23 protein-coding genes are annotated in these 23,407 nt (G+C 36.3%); 5 read left to right on the forward strand and 18 right to left on the reverse strand.

Annotated features, from left to right (window positions below):
• Window positions 1–158: 158 nt before the first annotated feature.
• The 7 genes from MHI47_RS14925 to MHI47_RS14955 form a co-directional block, all read right to left on the reverse strand.
• Window positions 159–509 carry an NIPSNAP family protein gene (locus MHI47_RS14925; RefSeq protein WP_093538595.1) on the reverse strand — a complete coding sequence of 117 codons (351 nt, stop codon included), beginning with the start codon at window positions 507–509 and terminating at the stop codon, window positions 159–161.
• 146 nt (window positions 510–655) lie between these two features.
• Entirely contained in the window at window positions 656–922 is a 267-nt protein-coding gene (locus MHI47_RS14930) for a hypothetical protein (RefSeq protein WP_340831351.1), read from the reverse strand.
• A gap of 229 nt (window positions 923–1,151) precedes the next feature.
• Entirely contained in the window at window positions 1,152–2,090 is a 939-nt protein-coding gene (yhaM, locus tag MHI47_RS14935) for a 3'-5' exoribonuclease YhaM (RefSeq protein ID WP_093538593.1), read from the reverse strand.
• Window positions 2,087–4,801 carry an ATP-binding protein gene (locus MHI47_RS14940; protein WP_340831352.1) on the reverse strand — a complete coding sequence of 905 codons (2,715 nt, stop codon included), beginning with the start codon at window positions 4,799–4,801 and terminating at the stop codon, window positions 2,087–2,089. The genes yhaM and MHI47_RS14940 overlap by 4 nt, the downstream gene beginning before the upstream one ends.
• Window positions 4,798–6,012 carry a metallophosphoesterase family protein gene (locus MHI47_RS14945; protein WP_340831353.1) on the reverse strand — a complete coding sequence of 405 codons (1,215 nt, stop codon included), beginning with the start codon at window positions 6,010–6,012 and terminating at the stop codon, window positions 4,798–4,800. Before MHI47_RS14945 ends, MHI47_RS14940 begins: the two co-directional genes overlap by 4 nt.
• A 94-nt stretch (window positions 6,013–6,106) precedes the next feature.
• Window positions 6,107–6,418 (reverse strand): hypothetical protein, encoded by a 312-nt coding sequence (locus tag MHI47_RS14950; RefSeq protein ID WP_340763277.1) that lies wholly within the window; start codon window positions 6,416–6,418, stop codon window positions 6,107–6,109.
• Window positions 6,411–6,620: a helix-turn-helix transcriptional regulator gene (locus MHI47_RS14955; RefSeq protein ID WP_093538589.1), complete on the reverse strand. Its 210-nt coding sequence runs from the start codon at window positions 6,618–6,620 to the stop codon at window positions 6,411–6,413. Before MHI47_RS14955 ends, MHI47_RS14950 begins: the two co-directional genes overlap by 8 nt.
• 140 nt (window positions 6,621–6,760) lie before the next feature.
• On the opposite strand from MHI47_RS14955, the gene MHI47_RS14960 reads away from it, so the two are divergent.
• Window positions 6,761–6,946, forward strand: a complete 186-nt coding sequence (locus MHI47_RS14960) for a YhzD family protein (RefSeq protein ID WP_093538588.1) — start codon at window positions 6,761–6,763, stop codon at window positions 6,944–6,946.
• Between the two features lie 177 nt (window positions 6,947–7,123).
• Here MHI47_RS14960 and MHI47_RS14965 read toward each other — a convergent pair whose 3' ends face one another.
• Window positions 7,124–7,702, reverse strand: coding sequence for a DNA-3-methyladenine glycosylase I (locus MHI47_RS14965; RefSeq protein WP_340831354.1), 579 nt, complete (start codon window positions 7,700–7,702; stop codon window positions 7,124–7,126).
• Window positions 7,703–8,036: 334 nt separating this feature from the next.
• Here MHI47_RS14965 and MHI47_RS14970 point away from each other — a divergent pair, with 334 nt between their 5' ends.
• The gene (locus MHI47_RS14970; RefSeq protein WP_340831355.1) at window positions 8,037–8,921 is read left to right on the forward strand and encodes a DMT family transporter; all 885 of its coding nucleotides are present in this window, start codon (window positions 8,037–8,039) and stop codon (window positions 8,919–8,921) included.
• A 127-nt stretch (window positions 8,922–9,048) separates the two neighbouring features.
• Here the strand turns inward: MHI47_RS14970 and MHI47_RS14975 are convergent, their stop codons facing one another.
• The 4 genes from MHI47_RS14975 to MHI47_RS14990 all read right to left on the reverse strand — a co-directional run bounded on the left by MHI47_RS14975 (window position 9,049) and on the right by MHI47_RS14990 (window position 12,004).
• On the reverse strand, window positions 9,049–9,828 hold the full coding sequence (locus MHI47_RS14975) for an enoyl-CoA hydratase (RefSeq protein ID WP_419957368.1): 780 nt from the start codon (window positions 9,826–9,828) through the stop codon (window positions 9,049–9,051).
• A 213-nt stretch (window positions 9,829–10,041) separates the two neighbouring features.
• Window positions 10,042–10,386, reverse strand: coding sequence for a YlbF family regulator (locus MHI47_RS14980; RefSeq protein ID WP_340831358.1), 345 nt, complete (start codon window positions 10,384–10,386; stop codon window positions 10,042–10,044).
• Window positions 10,387–10,405: 19 nt separating this feature from the next.
• Window positions 10,406–11,548 carry a DUF445 domain-containing protein gene (locus MHI47_RS14985; RefSeq protein ID WP_340831359.1) on the reverse strand — a complete coding sequence of 381 codons (1,143 nt, stop codon included), beginning with the start codon at window positions 11,546–11,548 and terminating at the stop codon, window positions 10,406–10,408.
• Window positions 11,549–11,614: 66 nt separating this feature from the next.
• On the reverse strand, window positions 11,615–12,004 hold the full coding sequence (locus MHI47_RS14990) for a ferritin-like domain-containing protein (protein WP_340769995.1): 390 nt from the start codon (window positions 12,002–12,004) through the stop codon (window positions 11,615–11,617).
• 72 nt (window positions 12,005–12,076) lie between these two features.
• Here MHI47_RS14990 and MHI47_RS14995 point away from each other — a divergent pair, with 72 nt between their 5' ends.
• A complete protein-coding gene (locus tag MHI47_RS14995; RefSeq protein ID WP_090570212.1) occupies window positions 12,077–12,280 on the forward strand; it encodes a YheE family protein in 204 nt (67 codons plus the stop codon).
• A 22-nt stretch (window positions 12,281–12,302) separates the two neighbouring features.
• On the opposite strand, the gene MHI47_RS15000 is transcribed toward MHI47_RS14995, so the two are convergent.
• The 4 genes from MHI47_RS15000 to chrA all read right to left on the reverse strand — a co-directional run bounded on the left by MHI47_RS15000 (window position 12,303) and on the right by chrA (window position 18,918).
• Window positions 12,303–13,571: an MFS transporter gene (locus MHI47_RS15000; RefSeq protein ID WP_340831360.1), complete on the reverse strand. Its 1,269-nt coding sequence runs from the start codon at window positions 13,569–13,571 to the stop codon at window positions 12,303–12,305.
• Between the two features lie 334 nt (window positions 13,572–13,905).
• Window positions 13,906–15,645 (reverse strand): ABC transporter ATP-binding protein, encoded by a 1,740-nt coding sequence (locus MHI47_RS15005; protein WP_340831362.1) that lies wholly within the window; start codon window positions 15,643–15,645, stop codon window positions 13,906–13,908.
• Window positions 15,642–17,384 (reverse strand): ABC transporter ATP-binding protein, encoded by a 1,743-nt coding sequence (locus MHI47_RS15010; RefSeq protein ID WP_340831364.1) that lies wholly within the window; start codon window positions 17,382–17,384, stop codon window positions 15,642–15,644. The genes MHI47_RS15005 and MHI47_RS15010 overlap by 4 nt, the downstream gene beginning before the upstream one ends.
• Window positions 17,385–17,760: 376 nt before the next feature.
• Entirely contained in the window at window positions 17,761–18,918 is a 1,158-nt protein-coding gene (gene chrA / locus MHI47_RS15015; RefSeq protein WP_340831365.1) for a chromate efflux transporter, read from the reverse strand.
• A gap of 221 nt (window positions 18,919–19,139) precedes the next feature.
• On the opposite strand from chrA, the gene MHI47_RS15020 reads away from it, so the two are divergent.
• Window positions 19,140–20,474: a hemolysin family protein gene (locus MHI47_RS15020; protein ID WP_245762770.1), complete on the forward strand. Its 1,335-nt coding sequence runs from the start codon at window positions 19,140–19,142 to the stop codon at window positions 20,472–20,474.
• Between the two features lie 81 nt (window positions 20,475–20,555).
• On the forward strand, window positions 20,556–21,440 hold the full coding sequence (locus MHI47_RS15025) for a cation diffusion facilitator family transporter (RefSeq protein WP_340763290.1): 885 nt from the start codon (window positions 20,556–20,558) through the stop codon (window positions 21,438–21,440).
• 168 nt (window positions 21,441–21,608) lie between these two features.
• On the opposite strand, the gene MHI47_RS15030 is transcribed toward MHI47_RS15025, so the two are convergent.
• On the reverse strand, window positions 21,609–22,256 hold the full coding sequence (locus MHI47_RS15030; protein WP_093538576.1) for a response regulator: 648 nt from the start codon (window positions 22,254–22,256) through the stop codon (window positions 21,609–21,611).
• A 12-nt stretch (window positions 22,257–22,268) separates the two neighbouring features.
• Window positions 22,269–23,384, reverse strand: coding sequence for a GAF domain-containing sensor histidine kinase (locus MHI47_RS15035; RefSeq protein WP_340763292.1), 1,116 nt, complete (start codon window positions 23,382–23,384; stop codon window positions 22,269–22,271).
• Between the last annotated feature and the right edge of the window lie 23 nt (window positions 23,385–23,407).

Genomic DNA, 23,407 nt, shown 5'->3' on the forward strand with positions numbered 1-23,407 from the left:
TCGAAAAAGTGCAACCTAATTCATAAAATTATTATCAATATGATCTTTCTTAAAGCACCTGTGTTTAAGAAGATATGTTTAATTTCCCTAATAACATGTGGAAGACGTGAATGAACCAACGCGCATAAGCACCCAAAGATTTAAACACGTATTTAAGATTAATAATCTACTTTATTTAAAGTAGATACTAATGCTTCATTTTTCACTTCCAATATATAATCAGTAAAAACATGTTCCCTTCCACCATTTTTTTCATACCACTCTTTAATGCGTTTAATATGAGCATTGTCAGCTTTTACATTGTTCTCTATTTCTATATAATCGTTATAACTGTCATATTCCCAAATAGCAAATATTTCTGTGGTATTATCTTTGTTATCCGACATCCATCGTCCTACCAAACGAGCTCCGTGCTTTAGTTGATTAGGTAAATTAGTATTGTTGAAGTGTTCGTTAAACTTCTCAACAAATTCATTTTTTATAATGTAAAATTTTCTCCTATAAAACATATATGTACCTCCTATAACTTAAGAATTCTAGGACCATATTCTGAGGGCTCAGCTTATTTTAATAGTAAATTCTGTTATGCAATTTTATAGAAATTGAGCGTATTAAAATCTTCATGGGGTGTGATAAGCTCACCAAATTAGTTTTATTAAATTTTACCGACAATTGCATAAAGAAAAGCAATAAATAGTGCACCCAACGAAACAGAAAGTAACGAGATATACTTCATTAACCCTTTTTCTTTCTTAAAGAAAGCACAGATACCAAGCACTATGCCTGTTAGATAGATACCAAAGCCAATGAATATTCCGCTCCACCCAAAAATATCAATATTAATGGGTGGGAATGCCATATATGCACCAAAAATTCCAACAATAATTAATATAATGGAAATCTTACTGAACTTTCTTTCCATGTGTTCATCCCCTTCAATTCTATCTATTCTCTATTCCTTTAAGATTTCCCTTGTTCAATTAATCTCTCTATACTTTTTAACCTAAAAGGGTACTTTACTCCTTTATGAAGTAAAGCACCCTTTATAGAATTAATGCGTCTGTTAGTTGAAGCTTCACAAACTACGAAAATGATCGGTAATACAAAGCCATAAAAAACGTAAAGGCTTCGCACCTTTACGCTTTTTTTGTCTATTCAAATGTTGGCTTATAAAATGAACGGTTTTCTAATGGGAATAATCGCTCGGAGAATTCACCAGGGTTTGTTTTGTCTAATGCACGATTAAGCATATTCATCTTCGCATCAATATTATCGATATAATGGAGCATCTCCGCTTCACGAAGTGCAGGACGTTTTGGACTTCCCCACTCTTCTTTACCGTGATGAGACAGTACCATATGCTTAAGAAGCATTACCTCTTCTCCCTCGATTTCCAATTCTTCGGCAGCTTTAGAAATTTCAGTTACCATTATGGTAATATGTCCAAGTAAATTACCTTCCACTGTATATGTTGTTGCTACAGGTCCTGAAAGCTCCACTACTTTTCCAATATCATGTAAGATAATTCCTGCATATAAAAGATCCTTATTTAACGTTGGATACAAATCACATAACGATTTTCCTAATTTAAGCATAGACACAACATGATCTATCAGTCCAGAAGCATAATCATGATGGTTTTTAGTTGCTGCAGGGAACGTCATAAATGATGTCTGATGTTTTTTCATCAGATGTCTCGTAATACGTTGTATTATTGGATTTTTCATTTCAAAGAAGTATTGTAAAAGCTCTTCCATCAATTCTTCTTTTGGTTTTTCTGAAGATGGAACTAAATCATTAATCGAAATGGGTTCTTCCGCTTTTACTGGGCGAATACTTTTTACACGTAACTGGAACTTTCCACGGTAATCTTGGATTTCCCCACCGACACGTACAATTTGACTCGCACCATAAAGCTTTTCATGCTCATCATTTGTATCCCACAGTTTTGCTTCAATATCTCCACTCTTATCTTGCAATATTAGTGACATAAATGGTTTTCCAACGGTTGTTACACCTTTTGTAGATTGTTTTATAAGTAAGTAGTGATCAACTGGTTCGCCTACTCGCAATTGTGTAATGCCTTTCATTTCACAACCCCTACCTTTCTAGGTAATAATGTCGCTACTTGTATGACGGATGCGTCTTCCCATACATATTGCATGTTGTCATGACAAGTAAAATAGAGTAATTGGTGTTCTTTTTGTAGCTCTGCCATTAATTGTACCACTTGTTGAAGTCTGACACGATCGAAATGTACAAATGGATCATCCATGATTATGGGAAATGGTGCTTTTCTTTGCAAGGAAACTGCTAGGGCCAGGCGTAAGGAAATATATGCTTGCTCTTTTGTCGCTTGACTGAGCTCTGCAATTTTAAAGCGTTGTCCAGTGGTTTTAACTGCCTCAAAGTTCCCTTCTGGTGATAAGATCAATTGTACATATGATTGGTTTGTAAGCAATTGAAAGTAATGTTGTGCATTTTCTAATACTTCGGGAAGTCGCTCTTCTTTTAACTGTTTCATCATCTGTTTAATCGATTCAACGACTACTTTTTGAGCCGCCCATTTTTTTACGAGCTCATGTAGTTCTGCTTTTTTCTGTTCTAATAATTGTAATTGTTCACTCTGCTCTTCATCCTCTAATAATCTTTTAGTTTCATAAGACAAAGTTGCTTTTTCATCATTATATTTATGTCTCTGTTGTTGTAGCTGATGTAGTTCTCCCTTACACTTGTCCTCAAATGTAATTTCAAAATCGTTCAAGTTTATATGTTTTCCAGCTAATTGCATGTGGATATGGCGTAATTCCTTTTCAAGCTCCACTTTTTTCTCATAGAGAGAATTTGCCGTATAATAATCGCTTTCTAAATCCACATTTGCCTCCTGATATAATAGGCGGATTTGTTCGGTAAAAGACTCTTGAAGTAAAGCAAGCTCTTTATATTTCTTTTGCAGTTCGGAAATCCTTGTCGCTTTATACAGCTGATCTTCTAACTTTTGCTTTTCAGCTAAATAGAAATCTCGTAATTGGTGGAATAGCATATCTTCTGAGAGATTAAAAGGAACTTTTTCCAATGCTTGTCTATACAATTCCTGTATTCGCAGACCAACTTCATAGAGCTTTGTTTCCATTTGGTCTAGCTGAATTTGCTGTTCTTGAATTAGGCGAAGTCGATTAAATAGTTCAGGTAATAGACTTGGTGATAATTGTTCACTAATATGATAGCTTGTCAAAAACTCATTTACCTGTTTTGATATATTTGTTTTATTAGTTTCTAACTCATTAATTTTTTGCTTCAAATGTGAAATCTCTTGTTGTAGTGACTGCAGTTCCTTGTTTAATAAATCTGCATATGTTCGAACATCATCCGATTGCTTCCATGTATTCATCATGTAAGTAAATCCTGCATATACAATTCCGCTAATGATAATAGCAGTAAGAGGAACTATCCAATTTGATTGTGCAACACCTATAATAACCCCGATAAGAACAATAGCTGCAATAATACCAAACATTATTTTATTGGTTTGTTGAGCCGAAGAGGTGTTATTAACCTTTTTGGACTCTATCACTCTTTGTTGTAAATGGAGTAAGTCCTGTTCCTTCATTTGAAGTAATCGTTTTTCTTGCTGTATCTCAAGCTCCAAGTTTTTTTCAGTTTGAAGCGTCGTAACCAGTTTGTCCTCTTGCTGTATGGAAACATCTGCGTGGACTATGTGCTGTAAGCTTTTTTCCCAGTTTACTCCTACTAGAGCTAACTGCTGCATTTGGCTTTGCAGTGTTTTACTTTGCTCCTCTTCTATTTGTATTCGTTTAGAGCGAAGCTGATGCCATTCTGCCTCTCGATTTAGGAATGATTGTAATCCCTCTATTTGCGATGAAGTTAAGCTAGTTGTATTGATCGTTAAGGAATCTAATTCTTTTTTCACTTGCTCCATCTCTATAGAATTACGATTCAACTTATCTTTCGTCAACTCAAATCTTCGAATACCGTCTGAAGGAAAGGTCTGTTCTTTTACTAAGTCGAGCTCCAGATTTAAATCCATTTCTGTTTCTTTCAATGGTTTCAGTTGCTTCCATTCCATATAGCGTTGTAACTGCTGAGAAATCTCTTTTTCTTGTTGATCTAGTTCCTCAACTATCGTTTCTATTTCGTTCAGACGTTTTATAGCAGGTTCGTATTTCCCTACTTCTTCTAGCTGATGCTTGTAGGCAGTCTCCAGTTCACGTAGTTCTTCTAGCTTTTGGTTGATTAAAGGTTTTCTGCCAGTGGGCTTAAATAGCTCTCCCATATCTTTTATAAATTGATTTTCGACAATCGCTAATGTATCGATGCCGGTAGTTCCTGAAGATAATAACGTTTTCGTAAGCTCTTCTTCTGTCATCTTCTCAAAGCCCTGTAACTGAAGTAAAGAAAAAGAAAAAATGGCTTCAAAGTCTGAGCGTGAATAAGCGTGGAGAATACTAGACAGCTCCCTTTCGCCTCCACGGGTCCCATCTGGATAATATACTGTAACCTCTCCACTTGCTTTCCCTTTAACTCGCTCAATCGTTATGAGCTGTCCTTGGTCATCAATTATTTCGACTTTACCTCCATAAGTAGCACTGCTTTTAGGTTCATAGCGAAGTAATTGTGCATTTCTTTGTGGAAATCCAAATAAAATATGCAGGATGAATTGTTGAATAGTAGTCTTTCCTACCTCATTTTCACCAAAGAACACATTTATACCATCGCTAAGTTTAATCTCTATATTTTCATGCTTTCCAAAGCCATATATTTGAAGCTTTACAAGTTTCAATTGCTACCCCTCCTTGCAATAGCCTCTAAAACTAATGATTCTGCTTCTTTTGCGACGTCATCCATAAAAACTTGATCTAAGGGCTGTAAATATCTACTCCCTCTAGAATGCTGATAAAGTTCCTTTAAAGCGAGCTTCCATTCCGAAGTGTTCCATTCATTCAAAGAAGATAATAGCATAGTAGATTCAGGGCTTTTCTCAATGGGAGTTTCTATATACAGTTCTTTGATTATTAAAAAGTTATTTGCTTGTTCGAGACTCTCCTGTATTAATACATGCCACTCCTCTTTATTGCTAGATTTTAATAATTCAATTGTTTCATCTGTCATCCCATTTAACGTAAGTTCCAAGATTGCTTTCCCGTGTATTTCACTGTAATTTCTTAGTGCAGTTTCAATATGGATGATTAATTCATTTGCATGGATTATATCTGCACAATCTATAGAAAGTTTGTCATAAATAAAAGCAGATGATGGGACAAATTGAAGGTCTGCTTGAGTGTTAAGTAAAGATACTTCATAGAAGCCTTTTATGCCACTTTCATTGCGGTGCCTACTTTGCGTATTTCCGGGATAAACAATAGGTGGTTCGGAATGGATTATTTGACGCTTGTGTATATGACCAAGCGCCCAATAATGATAGCCTTTCTCTAGCAAATCACTTTTTCTAAATGGTGCATATACATCATGCTCCTTATTGCCTTCTACACTACCATGGAGCATCCCAATATGAATTTCCTCATGATTAGAAATTGGAAAGTGGCTATGCATTGGTTCCTGAATATGACGTTCTTTATAACTAAATCCTGTAATATGGACTTTTTCTTCTCTTATTAAGAGTGTTTTGGTTTCTACCTTTTCGCCAAATACATGAACATTTACAGGCAATTGAAAACGAACCCAATTCCCACTTAAATGATCATGATTGCCATGACAAATGTAAACCGGAATATTTTCTACATTCAGAGCTTCCATTCCTTGTTGAAATAAATGTTGTGCACGGAGACTCCGATTTTCCCCATCATAAATATCGCCAACTATTAATATAAAGTCCGGTTTACTTTCCACCGCGTAATTAATCATGTTTTGAAACGCTTGAAAAGTACTCTCCCGTATTTCTTTCCACCTTTTTTTAGGAATAGAGGAAATACCTTTAAAAGGGCTGTCCAAATGTAAATCTGCCACATGTAGAAAACGAATTCTTGCCATCATGTACACCTCATCCCAAAATAGAATATTTGTTCTTATTTTACCATAAGGAAAAGACTGTATACAACTAAATGTGTACAGTCTTCTACGATCCTTCTTAGTTATCTTGATTTGCAACAAATGCTCCGATTGTATAGGAAAGCATATGAACGACCCAAAGACCCGTTAATAAGAAAAAGGTCAACCCAGGTCCTTCCATTACTATGACAATCATCCAGACAACTAAGATTGCAATAGTCGTCGCTACCCATGAATAAGATCGTGCTTTTTCATGTATTCTATTGTATCGTTCATCAAACCATCTCTTTTTCTTGCCAATTTTCCGATTGATCATGAAAACTATACCTATTATTACAATTGCTAATGGCAAACCGATTAAAAATGTAAGTAAATCAAATTTTTCATACATCCTTCTCTTCCTCCTCGTAAATGAATAGATCCTCAATCGTACATGTAAATAGTCTGGATAACTTAAAAGCCAAATTAATCGATGGATTGTATTTTCCTTTTTCTAACGATATTATTGTTTGTCTGGATACATCTAGCTTTTCTGATAGTTCATCCTGTGTCATGCCAAATGCCATCCGTTTATCTCGAACGTAGTTTTTCAACTTGCCCCTCCTTTTTTGTAAAGTTAGCTTTACGTAAAGTTTACTTTACTTCGCACTTCATTGTCAAGCTAGCTTTACATTTTATTTTCATAATTTTTTGTGTATAATATATAGTAGAATAATGAAGGGGTGTTTGACTCATGAAACCATACCGATTTACTGCCTTTGAACCAACCGGAGAACTAATTTTAGAGGAAACTTGGGAATATGAAAATGACGAAGAAGCAAAGGAAAAAGGAGAAGCAATTATTGAGGAAAAAGGCTTTTCCAATAAAACACATCGTTTAGTAAATAGTTCTGGGAAACTAGTATTATTTCATGTATAGAACAACAAAAAGGACTTAACCATTATATTGGCTAAGTCCTTTTTTGTTGTTTTTCATATAGATCCGGTAGGCTTCAATAGTGCTCATTTGAGTAAGCCCGTAAAATATTCTTCGTTAATGCAAATTTCTAGTAAATTATCATTTCCACCCATCAATATATAGTTTGTTAAAGTCATATCAAGTCTTTTCATGAATTATTTGATTTAAAGTATGATGATCGCATGATTTAATATGATCATCTACTATGCCTATTGCTTGTAAAAAGGAATACGTTGTAACAGGTCCCACAAATTTGACGCCTCTCTTTTTTAACTCTTTGCTAACCTGTACCGATAATGGAGATTGAGCAGGGATTTGAATGTCTGTCTCCCAATTATTATTAATTGGTTTAAAATCAACAAAGTGCCATAAAAAATTGGAAAAACTCTTAAATTCTTTTTGTATCCTCACTACTGCTTCTGCATTGGTGCGAATGGATTGAAGCTTCGAAAAATGTTTAATGACATTGTAATTTTCTTTTATAAACTCTAAATCCGTGTCACTCAGACTAGCACAATATTCGATGTCAAAATTTTGAAAAGCATCTTTGTAAGCTTCGCGTTTTGCTAAAACAATACTCCACGACAATCCAGCTTGTGCCCCCTCCAACGTCAACATTTCGAAAATATACCGGTCATCCCAACTAGGTCTGCACCATTCTTCATCATGATAAGCTTGCATAAGCTCACTGCTTTGCGGCCATAAACATTGATCCATTAATAGCTTCACCTCTTTCATCTTGTTAAACTTACTGTACCATTCTTAATAAGATAGCTGCATGTCATATTTAAATAGAGTATTGTTCTTGTCCTTAGCATACCTAAAACAATATCATTCTTTCAGCATTTAATCCGATCAACTTTTTCAGTTGATAGTTTTGTAATTTCCCATACTGAGCAAGTCAAAAGCGGTTAAACGTCAAAAACGGAGAGATTGATTTAATGAAGACATATTGCACCATAATTGCATTCCATATTTCGACCGTAGTTGAAATGTTTAGAAGTTATAATAGACATAAATAACTCAGTATAATATGTAGGGAGATAAAAAAATGAATACTTTCAAATTTACATTGTTAATACTCTTAACGACATTTTTAATGGGTTCTTCTTTTGCAGTAGGTAAAATAGGTTTGTCTTATTCATCCCCTTTGTTATTAGCAGGATTACGCTTCACACTTGCCGGATTCATAATGGCGGTAAGTGTTATCGTTTTGAAAAGACCGCACCCAGTATCTAAAGGAAACTGGATAAAGATGCTTATTATTGGTACTTTCCAAACTGCCGGTGTTATGGGTTGTATTTTTTTGAGTTTACGAACCATTACAGCTAGTGAATCCTCCATTCTTACATTCACTAACCCGTTACTTGTTGTTGTATTCGGTACCTTATTTTTAAAATCACGCTATAAATTTTATCAATGGATTGGTGTTCTTTTAGGGTTAGTAGGGGTAAGTATTGCAGTAGGTGCGCAAATTGAATTAAAGATTGGCGTTCTTTTTGGCATTCTTTCTGCTGTTTTTTGGGCAATTTCCACATTATTAGTTAAAAAATGGGGGGCACTTTTCAATACGTGGGTTCTATCCGCCTACCAGATGCTTTTTGGTGGATTACTACTTCTACTTGGCAGCTTTATTCTTGAAAAACAAGTCTTCATTTTGAATAGTAATTCATTGTTCATTTTATTATGGTTAAGTATTATGTCTTCTATTGTCCAATTCGCCGTCTGGTATTATCTTTTACAAAAGGGGGATCCAGGAAAAACGAGTGCCTATTTATTTTTGGCACCTTTCTTCGGTGTATTATCTGGTTGGTTACTATTAGGGGAGACGTTATACCCCTCTATCATAGTGGGTGGCTTGTTTATTATTATTGGTATCTATCTTGTAAATAGAACTTTTCAGAAGAAAAATAACCTAGTTAAAAGAACTTTATAAAACGTTCACTTATCTTAATTTCACAAATTATCCCAGCAGTTTAATTGTCGCTTTCATCTTCTTTTATTTTTAATAAAGTATGTAATCAAATAAAAAGGAGGATCAACTAAATGATCCTCCCTGTATCTTATCTTCCTTTAAACTCAGGTTTTCTTTTTTCAACAAATGCTTTAATACCCTCTAAATGATCTTCGGTTCTTCGCATTGCGGATTGAGTAACAGCTTCTTTTTCTAGAACAGTTTGCAATTCATTTACTTTCGTTGCGTGTAAGATTTCTTTTGATGCGATCATAGCAGCAATTGGAGATTGGATTAGTTTTTGTGCATAGGATGCTGCAGTTGCAGAACCTAAACCATCGGATGCAATTTCATCCACAAGTCCGATTTTTTGTGCTTCTTTTCCAGAGAAAAGCTGCCCACTCCACATCAGTTGTTTTGCTTTTGGAATCCCTACTCTTTCCTTTAAGAAGAAATGGCCTCCACCGTCTGGAACAAGCCCAATTCCGATAAAATTCATAGCGAGTTTACTATTTTCCTCTGCTATGATAATATCGCAGCCTAATACCATACTAAAACCTAATCCAGCAGCAGCGCCGTGAACTGATGCAATAGTAATCTGTGGTAACTTATATAAAGCTGTAGCAATTCTTGTAAGATACGTCATCGCCTCGTCAATGTCTAAAGGATTCTCTTTATCTAGCATTGCTTTAATGTCTCCACCAGCAGAAAATGCTCGCCCTTCACCTTTTATAACTAACACTTGAACTGATTTGTCTGTTTGCAGAGATTCTAGACTTTCTGCTAGCTCTCTCATCATTACTCCATTCATCGAGTTCATCGCTTCTGGACGATTCAATGTTAAAGTCGCAATACGACCATCTTTTTCTAACAATATAGTTTTGTACATATACATTCCCCTTTATAAGTGAATAGTCATTCATTCTTGTTAAATTCGCCATTATACTATTAAAGTCCTTCTTAGAAAGGGGAAAACTATTTATAGCTTTTAGTTACTCGCATTCGATGAGGATTTACTAGCGCAACGGAGTATTTATCCATTCCTCCAGTAAATGAAAAAGGAACCTCTCCATAGTAGGAGAAGTTCCTTTCATTTGTTTTCTTAGATACCTTCATAAAGTTCTTGAACGGGCTTAATCAATACACGGTTTACTTCTTCAATAAGTTGGCTCAAAGCCATTTCAGCTTGAAGCATATGGAAAATCTTTTCGTTTCCTTGTGCTAGCTGAGCCGTTTTTTGTGCATACTCAATCTCTTCTCCAGAGATTTCTTCACCATTCATTTGCTTCTCTTGAAGAGACATTTGAACTTTACGGAAACTTTGGAATAGTATTAGAGCCTGTTCGTCAGCTTTTACAGATTCTACTGCTGTTTGTACGTTGGAAAATTCATCTGTTTGACGTAGTGTTTTTTCAAGTTTGTTAATGTCATCATAAATGTTAATCATGTTGTAAGCTCCTTTAGGGTTAATTAGTAAAGAAAACGATTAGTCCTTGAATAATACCGATAAGTCCACCAAGAACACCACCTAGAATGGTGATCATTTTGAACTCTCTTTTCGAAATACCAAGAACAATTTCCTCTAAGCGAGATACTGGGAAAGTATCTACTTGCTCTTTTACCATATCTTCTAATTTCATTTTACGCAAGACTTCTTCTAGCTTTGTTTCTGCTTCATGGAATGCAAATGTCGTCACTTTAGGTATAAGATATGACTCTGTCCATCCAGTTGCTCCAGGGAAGTAATGGAGGAAATTATAGTTTAATCTTTCTTCCACAGCCAATTGTCCTGTTAAGTATACTTTAACGTTTTTAACAATTGGTTCAAAGTCAAAGCCGTCCATCATTTCATTGAGCGGGCGATCTTTTAACTTCTCCCATTCACTTCTTACTATTTTATCTAACATATTTTTAGTACCTGGAGCTCTTAGGAATTTTAGTATTTCCGGCTGAACTTTTCCAGCAAGTGATGAAGATTCCCCCATGAACATTTGTATCATATTGCCAAGCGTCCCTTTTGTAGAAAGGAAATCATCAATTAGATTTCTTACCGTCATTCTGCCTTCTTCTGATTCGAAGAAATCTTCACCTTTGAGTAGAATGTACGAAACTATTTCTCCGACTTTAGTGTCCGCTTTTAGTTGCCAATCTATTGGTGCAAGTTGACGTATAGTTTCTTGTTCAAACCTAGTTTTTAATTGACTAAATTGAACGTCCACCTGTTCTTCTATTTTATCATTTACAATAGTCGGAACATTTTCTAGTCCAGCAAGCTTTAACCAATCTGTTATCGTTTTATCCGACTGAAAGATTTTATCGTTTAGTTGCTCGGTTAAAAAATGATTTGCCTTTTGTTTCATCTCTTCGTTAAAATATTTTTTCTTGAAAATATCAGGTGTCAGCAAATGTTGAATTACTGTATTACCTAACTGTTTTGCAAGTTCATCACGTCTCTTAGGGATCAGACCAGGTGTGAATGGAATGCGCCAAGACCCTATATATTTTGCCTCATGAGGTCTGAATAGCATTTTAATAGCAAAGTGATTAGTTACCGCTCCGATTGCTGCTCCGACCACTGCCATAAATGTGATTGTCCATATAAAATTCATCAATTTCACCTTTTTCCTCTAGCTTCTAGATTATTATAGCAGAGGAGAGGCAAACACTAAAAGAATTTACAATAGATGAAGCAAAGTAGTAAGACGAATAGCATGCTCCGTTTCATCGTGCATCGCAACAAATAGAGGAGCATATGCTTGTTGGATTGGTATTTGTAAGAGCATTTCCTTATACAGTTCTGCAGCCTCTAATTCATCTCTTATCGCATTTTTTAAACACTCTTTCATATCTGTACATAAAGTGGGTTCTGGAAAGTTTTGTACAAATGTACCAGTGAGCATATAATAGAGTTGTTGGAACATTTCGTAATGGCTTTTTTCATCCTCATAAATATGTTCGATAAAACCTTGCCAGTATGGATCATCCGTCAATTTATACATAGAACGATAAAAATGATAATCCTGATATTCATTAAGTATTGCTTGCCTTAGCTGATCATTAAACAATTCAATGCTCCTTCACTAATCATTTATATTAGTGTATGCGAACAAATTCACTCACATGAAAGGTTGATATTCTTGCTACAACACTTTAGCTTCAAACCACTCTATGAAAACAAACAACTACCTGGTTGGTCCGTCTCTTTCTTTTATAAACAACAAAGATACGCTGCAGAATATGAACCGGATGGCACGATTAAGTGGCTAGGTGAAACACCTGCTGATGAAGAAACAGTAAAAAAAATGATACATGAGTTAATGCTATTTCACGTATATGACTGAGGTGTCACTGTGCAAGAAGCATTCATACTTGTTTCTTGCGCAAAGTACGCTTACGTCCAAACAGTAAATAAAAATAAGTAGATGCAATAATATAGAGAATCCCTGTAATTGTAAATGTATAAGCATATCCCCAGTAAAAGCCAAATGTCATAACCAGCCCCGTCGAAATTGCACCAGTACTTGCCCATCCTACATTAAAGACCATTTGATTTACCGAGTTAGCAAGTCCTTTATATTTATCTTGTACTAGTTCCATTGCAATTGCACTTTGGATAGGATTCCCCGCATTCATTAGAGCTTGGCGCATCAAAAATGCAATCGAAGCGATGATTAATGAATTGGTGTAACCTGTGATGAACAGAAATGGAATCGATAGTAGCTGAAAAATGACCAATGCCTTAACTTTCCCGACCTTCTTCACAAGTGCTGGTCCAAGTAGCATTGCCACGGCTGCCATCGCTGATCCGAGTGACAAGATAATTCCAATATAAGTGTTCGATGCATCGAATCGGTTCGCAAAGTATAAGTTCAAGTAAGGAATAACTAGACCAGACCCTGTTCCTATTAATAGATTTGCAACTCCAAATAACACAATAACCTTCATGTTTTTTCTGAACCCAGTCGGAGCATTTCCTTCTGATTCTTCGGTACTTGCCTCTGTTTGACCTTCTATTTTTTGCGTTGGTTTCAGCTGAAACAATGGAACTATGCCCATCGTAAATATAATCGCTCCAATAATTAGTACATACATAATAGAATCTACTGTGGAGATATTCCCAATTAGATGAAGCGCATCTGCTAATACCCCTCCTCCAAGACTTCCAATAACACTTGCTATAGTCATCAACGAAAAATGAATACTAAAAAGATGCATTCGTTCTCCAGCAGTGGAGTTTTCAGCAAGAAAAGGAACACCGGATACTTGCACCAATGCCATAAACAACCCAGTAAAGAAAGCTGCATAAACTAAGCTTTGTTCGCCGGTGACCAAACTTCTATAAAATAAAGTACCAGCAGCAAAAATTGCACCAGTAATAATAATTTCTTTCCTACCTAGCCGGTCGCTTAAATATCCAGCTGGTATTAACATAATCGCTGAAGCAAGAGATGTCATAGAGATGATTTTACCGTTCAATGTTTCTGGAAACCCGAGTTCCTTTATATATAGATTGTACATAACTAAAAATACACCCATCCCCACTTGAATGAGTACATTGGCAAGCATGAACATTTTTATATTTCTATTGAATAAAGCAATGCTCTTTTTCCAATTTGCAAACCAATAAATCATAAGGTACCTCTTCTTTTTTTTTTATTTCGGTACACTAAATATACGATTATCGTTAGAAAATTTCAATATATAATTGTGTGCTTGGCGGATAAATATTTCGCTTGGATTCTTGGAGATGTTTGGTGGGCGGATAAGTGCATTGTTCGGGCGCATGGCTTGGTCGCTCGGGCGGATAGCCTAATCAATCGAGCGTTCGGCCGCTTGATGAGCGGATAAACGGGCTGCTCGGGAGCATAGCTCAGTTTCTCTGGCGGATAACCTACTTTCTCGGGGATTCGACAGTTTGAGGGCGGATAACCTATTCAACAAAAAAAAGGGAATATCCCCGCATGTGTTATACATGCTGAGATACTCCTGCTTGTAGTTTATACATTTGTTCATAGCGACCTTGTAGCTCTATTAACTCGTCGTGCGATCCACTTTCTACAATTTCTCCACGGTCTAGTACTAAAATGCGGTCTGCATTCTTAATAGTAGAAAGTCGATGAGCAATGATAAAAGTAGTTCTTCCTTTTTTCAGTACATCCATTGCATGTTGTATAATTTCCTCTGTTTCTGTATCAATATTAGATGTCGCTTCATCCAAGATTAATATAGCAGGATCAAATGCAAGTGCTCTAGCGAAGGAAACAAGCTGTCGTTGACCGGATGATAAGGTGCTACCCTTTTCTATTACAGGCTCATCTATGCCTTTTTCTAGATTCTTCAACACTCGTTCCCCACCAACAGCTTCTAAAGCTGCTATAACCGTATCTCTAGAAATACGAGGATCACTTAAACTCACATTCGACTCTATCGTACCTGAAAACAAATAAGGGTCCTGCAACACGATGCCCATATGATCTCGAATTGTTTGTCTAGGTACAGTCGTTATATCTATACCATCGATTAGGATTTTACCTTTAGAAGGATCATAGAAACGGAACAATAAATTCATAATGGAACTTTTCCCAGATCCTGTATGACCAACTAATGCTACTGTCTCCCCTTTGTTGGCAACAAAGTTTAAATTTTTCAGGACATATTCATCTGCTTTATAGGCAAATGATACATATTGAAACTCTACATTTCCTTCATATCGTTCCATACGTTCGTCTTTTACATTTTCTCCAGTTTCATCTAGTAATTGAAATACTCGATGACCAGCAACCAATGATCTTTCTAATTGAGCAAATTGGTTTACAATCCCAGTAATTGGATTAAATAAACGAGTTGTATAGTCTACAAAGGCATAAAGCATACCTGCTGAAATGATTGTATTTGGTTCCATGGATAAGCTTCCGAAATACCAGATGAACATGACGAACATAATCGTACGAAGCACACTTACTAAGTTAAACGAAGTTGCTGAATCTAATGTAAGTAACTTTTTCTGGTACGTATAGTGTTCATCATTCATCTCTTCAAATTCGCGTTCCATCTGCTTCTCACGTTTAAATGCTTGAATAATGGACATCCCTTGGATGGATTCATTTAGCATTGCATTCAAATCTGCAATTTTCGTACGAACTACGTGATTATATTTTGATGCATACTTTCGATAAGCAATCATCCACACATATACAATAGGAACTACAAAAAGTGCCATGAGAGCCATTTGTACATTTAAGATGAACAAGGCAACATAAACCCCTGCAATCGAAATGATACTAGTCGCAAACTGAGAAAGTACTTGCACATACAAATTACGAATAGCTTCTGTATCATTCGTAACACGCGCAACTACTTTTCCTGCCGGCAAGTTGTCAAAATACTGTATCGGCAAAGTTTGAATATGTTGAAAAACATCATTACGTAGCTTTTGCACAACGCGGTTAGCACCGACCTGTAAGTTGATGAACATAAAATATCTAAAGATCGCTGTGACAATGGCTAAACCAAAGTAGACAGCAAGTAACATTAGTATCGGCTGAAGGTTAATAGCCCCTTCTGTGATATGGTCGTCAATAATTTTCTTTGCAATAAATGGACCAGTTAGATCTGCAAACACTGCAATAGTTAAAAAGATTAAACCAAGGATAATTGGTTTTTTATAAAATAACGCATAATGGTAGAGTCGTTTCCCTGTACTCATGACGACACCCCCTCTAGCTGCTGACGATCAAACTGCTCTTTGTACCAACCATTTTGTTTTAGAAGCTCTTGATGTGTTCCTTCTTCTACAATAAGACCTTCATCTAAAACGATAATATGGTCTGCATGTTGGATACCAGACAATCGATGCGTCGTAATAATTGTTGTCTTTCCACTGCGTTCATTTTGTATATTTTCAATAATTTTGGCTTCTGTCTTTGCATCTACTGCAGAAAGTGAATCATCTAACAGTAGTATTTCTGGATTTTTAATAAGTGCTCGAGCAATGGATACACGTTGTTTTTGTCCACCGGATAATGATACCCCTTTTTCTCCAACTAACGTTTCTAAGCCCATCGGTAAGTTCATCAGATCCTGTTGGAAATGTGCTAGGCGAATTGCTTCCTCTAGTTCATCTTCTGTTGCATCCTCTTTACCAAATAGAATGTTTTGACGAATGGTTCTCGAAAACAAGACATGATCCTGCGGTACATATCCAATCCACTCTAGCACCTGATCTTTCGTTTGTGCGGAAATTGCGGTCTCTCCAATTGTTAGCTGTCCAGCACCAATCGGATATTCCTTTAATAATTGCTTCATAAAGGTAGTTTTCCCAGAACCCGTTTTCCCTACAATCCCAAGTGTCTGACCTTTCTCTAAGTTCACTCGAATATCTTGAAGATTTTTCACTTGGGACAATGGGTATTGGAATCCAACATCGGTAAAACCAATTGACTTCACATTGTCTAAGTGAACTGGTGAAGTTGGATCTTTTACATCCTGCTCATAGTCTAATGTTTCTTGCACGCGATCAAGCGAGGCATTTCCGCGTTGCATTACATTGATCAGTTCCCCGATTGCAAACATTGGCCAAATTGCCATACCTAAGTAAACATTAAAGGTGATTAAATTTCCGACTGTCATTTCACCTTTGGATACTAAATAAGCACCATAACCTAGTGCAACTACATAACTGATACCAGTTCCTACCTTCGTAATAGGACCAAAAAGAGCATCAATACGTTCTACAACCATATTTTTCTCATAGACTTCTTCACTCATATCAGCAAAGTTCTTCTCATCTGCTCTTTCCTGAACATAAGCGCGTATAACTCGAACCCCAGCAATCGATTCTAGAACACGGTCATTTAAATCACCAAATGCATCTTGAGCTACCATATATTTTTCATGAATAATTTTCCCTAAATATTGCATTATAAAAGCTAAAATAGGTATTGGTAAAATTGCAAAGATAGTAAGCTTCCATGAAATGATAAAGCCCATTGCCAGTATAAGTGCAGCCATGTACATAGTAGAATCGATTAATGTCATAATCCCAAATCCTGCTGTAGTTGCTACTGCGTTCAAATCATTCGTTGCACGAGCCATTAAGTCACCCGTACGATTTTTTTCATAAAATGTAGGAGTCATATTCAAAAATTTCAAATTTAACTTTGACCGTAAAATACGCTCGATTGTAATCGAACCACCAAACAGTTGGTATTGCCAAACAAAGTTTAATATATAACCTACTATTATTATTCCAATAAAATAGAATACATATTGCATTAACGACTCTCTAGTCATTTCCCCCATAGTTATGGAATCGATCGCTTCCCCAACTAACCACGGTGGTAAAACCTCCAGAGCACTAGCAATTATTAGCAAACTAACTGCTACTGTATATCGCTTCCAATGATCCTTAAAAAACCACTTCAATTTAAATAAAACAGAAAACATTATATAACCCCTCTTTTCTTCTTTCTACACATTACTTAATAACTAGCCACCTTCAAGAGATTCCTTTAATAAAATTTGCTTTGTCCGTTGAATTGTTTCCATAACCAACACTCCTTTTTCTTTTTCACCAAAAATTGGAAGTCGAAAAGACAGAAAAAAGCGCATTACCCATCTAGAGGTAATGCGCTCAATAATAGACAATAGAATACAAAAGTCTATTATTAAATCATTTCCGATCTAATGGAAGGTATGAACAACTTTTTAAGTTAACAGCGCTATCTTTTAAACGAATCATTTGTCATACCTCCATTTCCATTTTTTTGTGTATATTAACATTAGCATACCGAAATTTTAATTGTCAATACTTTTTGAATTTTTATAATGAATGAACAATTGCGCCTAACACAATACTGATGAGTACTACTTTGAATGGCGCTAACTTATACACCACTAAAAGTGTAAAAGTAATTAACACAATAACAAAATCAAGCGTACTATTTACCGCACTTGTAAAAACAGGATCATAAAGTGCCGCAAGAAGAATTCCAACAACGGCTGCATTCACTCCCTTTAAAGCTGCTTGAATCCCTTTTTTAGAACGAATAATAGACCAAAATGGCAATGTTCCAATGACCAATAAAAAGGAAGGTAGAAACATCGCAAAAACGGCAAGCAATGCTCCACCTGTTCCAGCAGTTATCTGTCCTAAAAAACCAGCGATTGTGAATAATGGTCCTGGCACTGCTTGTGCTGCTCCGTAACCAGTCAGGAACATATCAGCAGATAGCTCAACCTCTCTTTGTAGCATTGGTAATACAACATGCCCACCACCAAATACAATAGATCCAACGCGGTAATAAGTATCGAATATCGCATAATAGACAGATTGTACAAACGGTTTTAGTAATGGAAGCAAAGTGAGCAATGTAAAAAATAAAACCCAACTAATAATGCCAGTCTTTTTACCAAAACTTAACTTCATTTCAGGTGCTGGTTCTATTACGTCATTTTTATAATAGAAAAAACCAAAAATACCCGCTATGAGAATAATCGTGATTTGTCCAATTGCGGTAGGAATAAGTAATGTTAATATTGCGCATCCTATGGCGATACTTATTCTTATACGATCTGGTGCTAATGATTTTTGCATACCTATTATCGCATGTGCTACTACAGCAACAGCCACTATTTTTAGTCCTTGAATCCACCCACTATCAAAAGATCCTGAACTCGATATGAATGCAGCAAATAACATTAAAATAATTACAGACGGCATTGTAAAACCTATCCACGAGATTATACCTCCCAATAATCCCCCTCTTAATAATCCAATAGAGATTCCTACTTGGGAGGAGGCCGGTCCAGGTAAAAACTGACATAGCGCAACGATATCCGCATATAACTTGTCATCTAGCCATTTTCTTTTTTCCACATATTCTTCCCGGAAATAACCAATATGAGCAGCTGGTCCTCCAAATGACGTTAAGCCAAGCTTAGTAGATGCTTTCAGTATGTCGATATATTTATTTTTCATTTTTACCTCCTCTACAGGCATAATCTTTATTATCTAATAATTTTTAGCATCCAAATGTTAAGATTTTGTAAAAATTATTAATAGAATATCTCTATTTAAAGTAGAAAGATTTGTAATTTCTTTTTTTATATTTTATTATTAAACGTATAAACTATTTTTTAGAAAACAGGAGGTGTACACTTTGTCTTACCCCCCATTTGGGTTAGGGACAAAGTAATTATTTGGACATAGCCATACGATTGGCAGCATTTGCTGTCTTAATCGCATTCACTGCATTTTTCGTTGCGAGTGAGTTTGCAATTGTAAAAGTAAGAACTACAAGAATTGATCAGCTTATAGCTGAAGGAAACACTAAGGCGATAAATGCCAAAAAGGTAGTTTCCAATCTGGATGAATATCTATCTGCATGTCAGCTCGGGATTACCATAACAGCTTTAGGGCTAGGTTGGCTCGGAGAACCGACAATTGAACGGATTTTACATCCGGCATTTACTTATTTTGAGCTCCCAGAGAGTGTTTCCTCTTTACTTTCATTTATTATTGCATTCTCTCTTGTAACTTATATACATGTAGTTGTAGGAGAGTTAACACCAAAGACGTTTGCTATTCAAAGGTCTGAACAAATTACATTAGCGGTAGCAAAACCGCTTATCATTTTCGATAAACTTATGTATCCAGTTATTCACGGTATGAATGGTTCTGCTCGTTTCTTAGCAACCAAAGTATTTGGTTTAAATGCTGTATCAGAGTCAGAAGTAGCCCATTCCGAAGAAGAACTTCGTATGATTCTTTCCGATAGCTTTAAAGGCGGAGAAATCAACCAAGCTGAATACAAATATGTTAACAAAATCTTTGAATTTGATGATCGTATTGCAAAAGAAATCATGGTTCCACGCACCGAGATTACTTCTATTGATAAAGATTTTACATTAGATGAAGTATTTCAGTTGATCGGTGTGGAACAATATACAAGATATCCAATAACTGACGGTGATAAAGACCATATTATTGGACTTGTAAATATGAAAAACTTGTTAACTGCATATATAAAAGATCCTACGAATGCAACCACACCCGTAAGTGATTATATGCAACCGATTATCCGAGTTATTGAGAATATGCCAATCGCTGATTTATTACTTAAGATTCAACGTGAACGAATTCATATGGCAATCTTAATGGATGAATACGGTGGTACTTCAGGACTTGTAACTATAGAAGATATTATCGAAGAAATCGTAGGAGATATACGTGACGAGTTCGATACTGATGAACTTCCAGAAGTTCAAAAGTTAGAGGAAAATCATTATATTCTCGATGCGAAAATGTTAATAGAAAATGTTAACGACCTACTTGGTATAGATATCGATGAAGAGGATATAGATACTATAGGTGGTTGGTTTATGACTAAAAGCTACGAAACCATTAAAGGTGAAAAGATTCAGGAACAAGGCTATGATTTCATGATTAAAGAAGTTGATGGGCATCATATTCAATATCTAGAGATTATTAAATCTGCACCTCCAGTTGAAGAACTAGAACCGATAGTGGAATAAAAAAATTATTAGATTTCAAAAAACGACTCTCAAATGAGGGTCGTTTTCCTATGTCTATAATTGTTGAAGTGAGGAAACATTGTGGAACTATATACAAACTTACGTGAAGGGGAAAAAGGTGCTTGGATTAGCATTGGCGTATACTTACTTTTAAGTACACTTAAGTTAACTGTTGGTATTATCGGTTCATCTGAAGCCTTAAAAGCCGATGGTCTAAATAATTTTACAGACATCATTGCGTCGGTTGCTATTTTAATCGGATTGCGAATTTCTCAAAAACCACCAGATAAGCATCACCAATATGGACATTTACGGGCAGAAACCATTGCCTCCCTTGTCGCCGCTTTTATTATGGCGTTTATCGGTATCCAGGTTCTCATTCAAGCAGTACAACATCTTGCTAACCCTATCCAAGAGTCACCTTCCCTTTTAACCGCAATTGTTGCCTTGTTTAGTGCCATTATCATGTATATTGTTTATAGATATAATTTAAACCTTGGAAACCGTATAAATAGTGCTGCTCTAAAAGCAGCAGCTTATGATAATCGCTCTGATGCACTTGTTAGTATCGGTGCAACAATTGGTATCGTCGGCTCTATTTTAGGTTTTCCTCTTTTAGACGGTATAACTGCCCTGTTAGTTGGTATCATCATTATCTATACCGCCTATACTATTTTTCATGATGCAGCATATACGCTATCCGACGGTTTTAATGTGGACGAAGCTGAATCCCTCTCTACGATAGTACGACTAGTCGAGGGTGTGGATGAGTTAACCGATTTTAAAGCGAGAATGCATGGAAATTTAATGTTTGTCGATATTACGGTTACCGTGGATCCAAATTTAAACGTGTTGAATAGTCATCGTATAACAGAAGAAATAGAACATCGTATTATGAAGGTCAAACCTTTTTCAGTTATCTTAGTCCACATTGAACCAAATATGGACTTGCTCGATCAGCAGTAGATATTTTCTGCTGATCGATCGATTTTCTTGCCTGATGGATCGATTTTCTTGCCTGATGGATCGATTATTGCGGAGGATCGATCGATTCTTAGTTGCCATCGATCGATATGTTAATCAGAACAAAAAAAGCACGGAGAATCGCATAGTCATTGCGATTCTCCGTGCTTTTCATCGTCCGCTTGGTTCTGTTAGGCCGTGTTTTACTGCGTATAGGGCGGCTTGTGTACGATCTTGAACATGTAGCTTCGCGAATATATTAGAAATATGTGTTTTGACTGTTTTTTCGGTGACAAACAAGGAGGATGCTATTTCTCTATTACTCTTTCCTTTTGTCAACTCAGATAATACATCCTGCTCTCTAGGTGTTAAAGGATGTTCTTCATGTGGACTTGGTACAACGGGCTCCCACTCTTTTTCTAATTGAGTTGTTGCCTCTGGATGTATCGTATTTTCTCCGCGCATGAGCTTACGAATGGCGTCAGCGAGGTCATCCGGTTCTATATCCTTTAACTGATAACCCGCTGCGCCAGCTTTTAAGGCAGGAATTACATGATCTCTATCTGAAAAACTAGTGAGCATTAGTATTTGAATTTCCGGATTAGTAGATTTTATAAGTTTCGTTGCTTCAATTCCGTCCATTACCGGCATCACTAAATCCATTAATATAACATCGGGCTTTAAACTTTGTGTTAGCTCCATTGCTTCTTTTCCGTTAGTCGCCTCCCCTACAATATCCATATCCTTTTGGGTTTTCAGAAAAAACATTAATCCTCTTCTTACTACATGATGATCATCAGCTATTAATACACGTATCATAATTGCACCCTCCTAATAAGGTAATCGCACTAATATTTCTGTTCCTTTTTCGCAACCTGTCACCCAATCCACTGTCCCACCAACAAAACTAGCTCTATCCTTCATACTCTGTAAACCAATTGAACGGAGCTTATTGGGTTCTTTCATATGAAATCCACAACCCTCGTCTTTCACAACTAACAATACATCTGTAGAAGTGACCGTTAAGTATAGTTCTGCTATGAGTACACCAGAATGCTTCCGAATATTATTCAGTGCTTCCTGAGCAATTCTGAACAGTGTTTCTTCTATAATCGCAGGTAAGTTAACAACGCCCTTTACTTTCACTGTCATTGTAAGCCCTAGAATATCACCATATCCTTTAAGGCCTTCAATAATTCCTGATTCTAATCCTTTGGGACGTAGCTGCCAAATGAGTGCGCGCATTTCTGTTAAAGCTTCTTGCGTTAAATATTGAATTTCTTTAAATGTATCTTTAATATCCGGTTGCTCTGTCATTTCAATTCCTCCACGGGCAGTAAGCGTGACGGAGAATAGTAATTGGTTAACGGAGTCATGTAAATCTCGTGCTAATCGGTTTCTCTCCTGTACAAGAGCTACTTGCTGCTCCTGTCTTGTGAGGAGAATCCGCTTAATTGCTGAACCAATTTGAAAAGCCACCGATTCGAGCAACGCGAGTTCGCCGTCTGAAAATCGTATCGTGTTTGGAGTCGCAACATTTAATAGGCCAAAGCTTTCTTGTCCTGATTGTAAGGGTACAGTTGCATGATGCGTGATGCCCCCACTGTCCTCATTACTCATTTTTCTTGCGTTTACTATTCTTTTACACTCAATAATATTGGAAGCTTTTTTTAACTCACCCTTTTGAAACCTGGACACACACCAGCAGCTATCCTTTTGCAAATGTCTGCAGTCATCCTGCTTTAACGCGTTCGGTAAATTTTCATGTGCAATTAACTGTTGTTTTCCTTTTTCATCAATAAAAAATATCCATCCAGTTTCAAATAAGGTACCATCTAATAGTTTTTGCAAGGCACCTTGTAGCATTTTCTCCATTTCCGTTTCTTCATTTAACAATTCCGCTATTTCTTTTAGTAATTCTATGTTCGAGAGTTCATTTGATAACATGTAAACTCCTCCAAGTATGTAAT

The organism is Psychrobacillus sp. FSL H8-0487 (genome assembly GCF_038008385.1).
GTDB lineage: Bacteria > Bacillota > Bacilli > Bacillales_A > Planococcaceae > Psychrobacillus > Psychrobacillus psychrotolerans.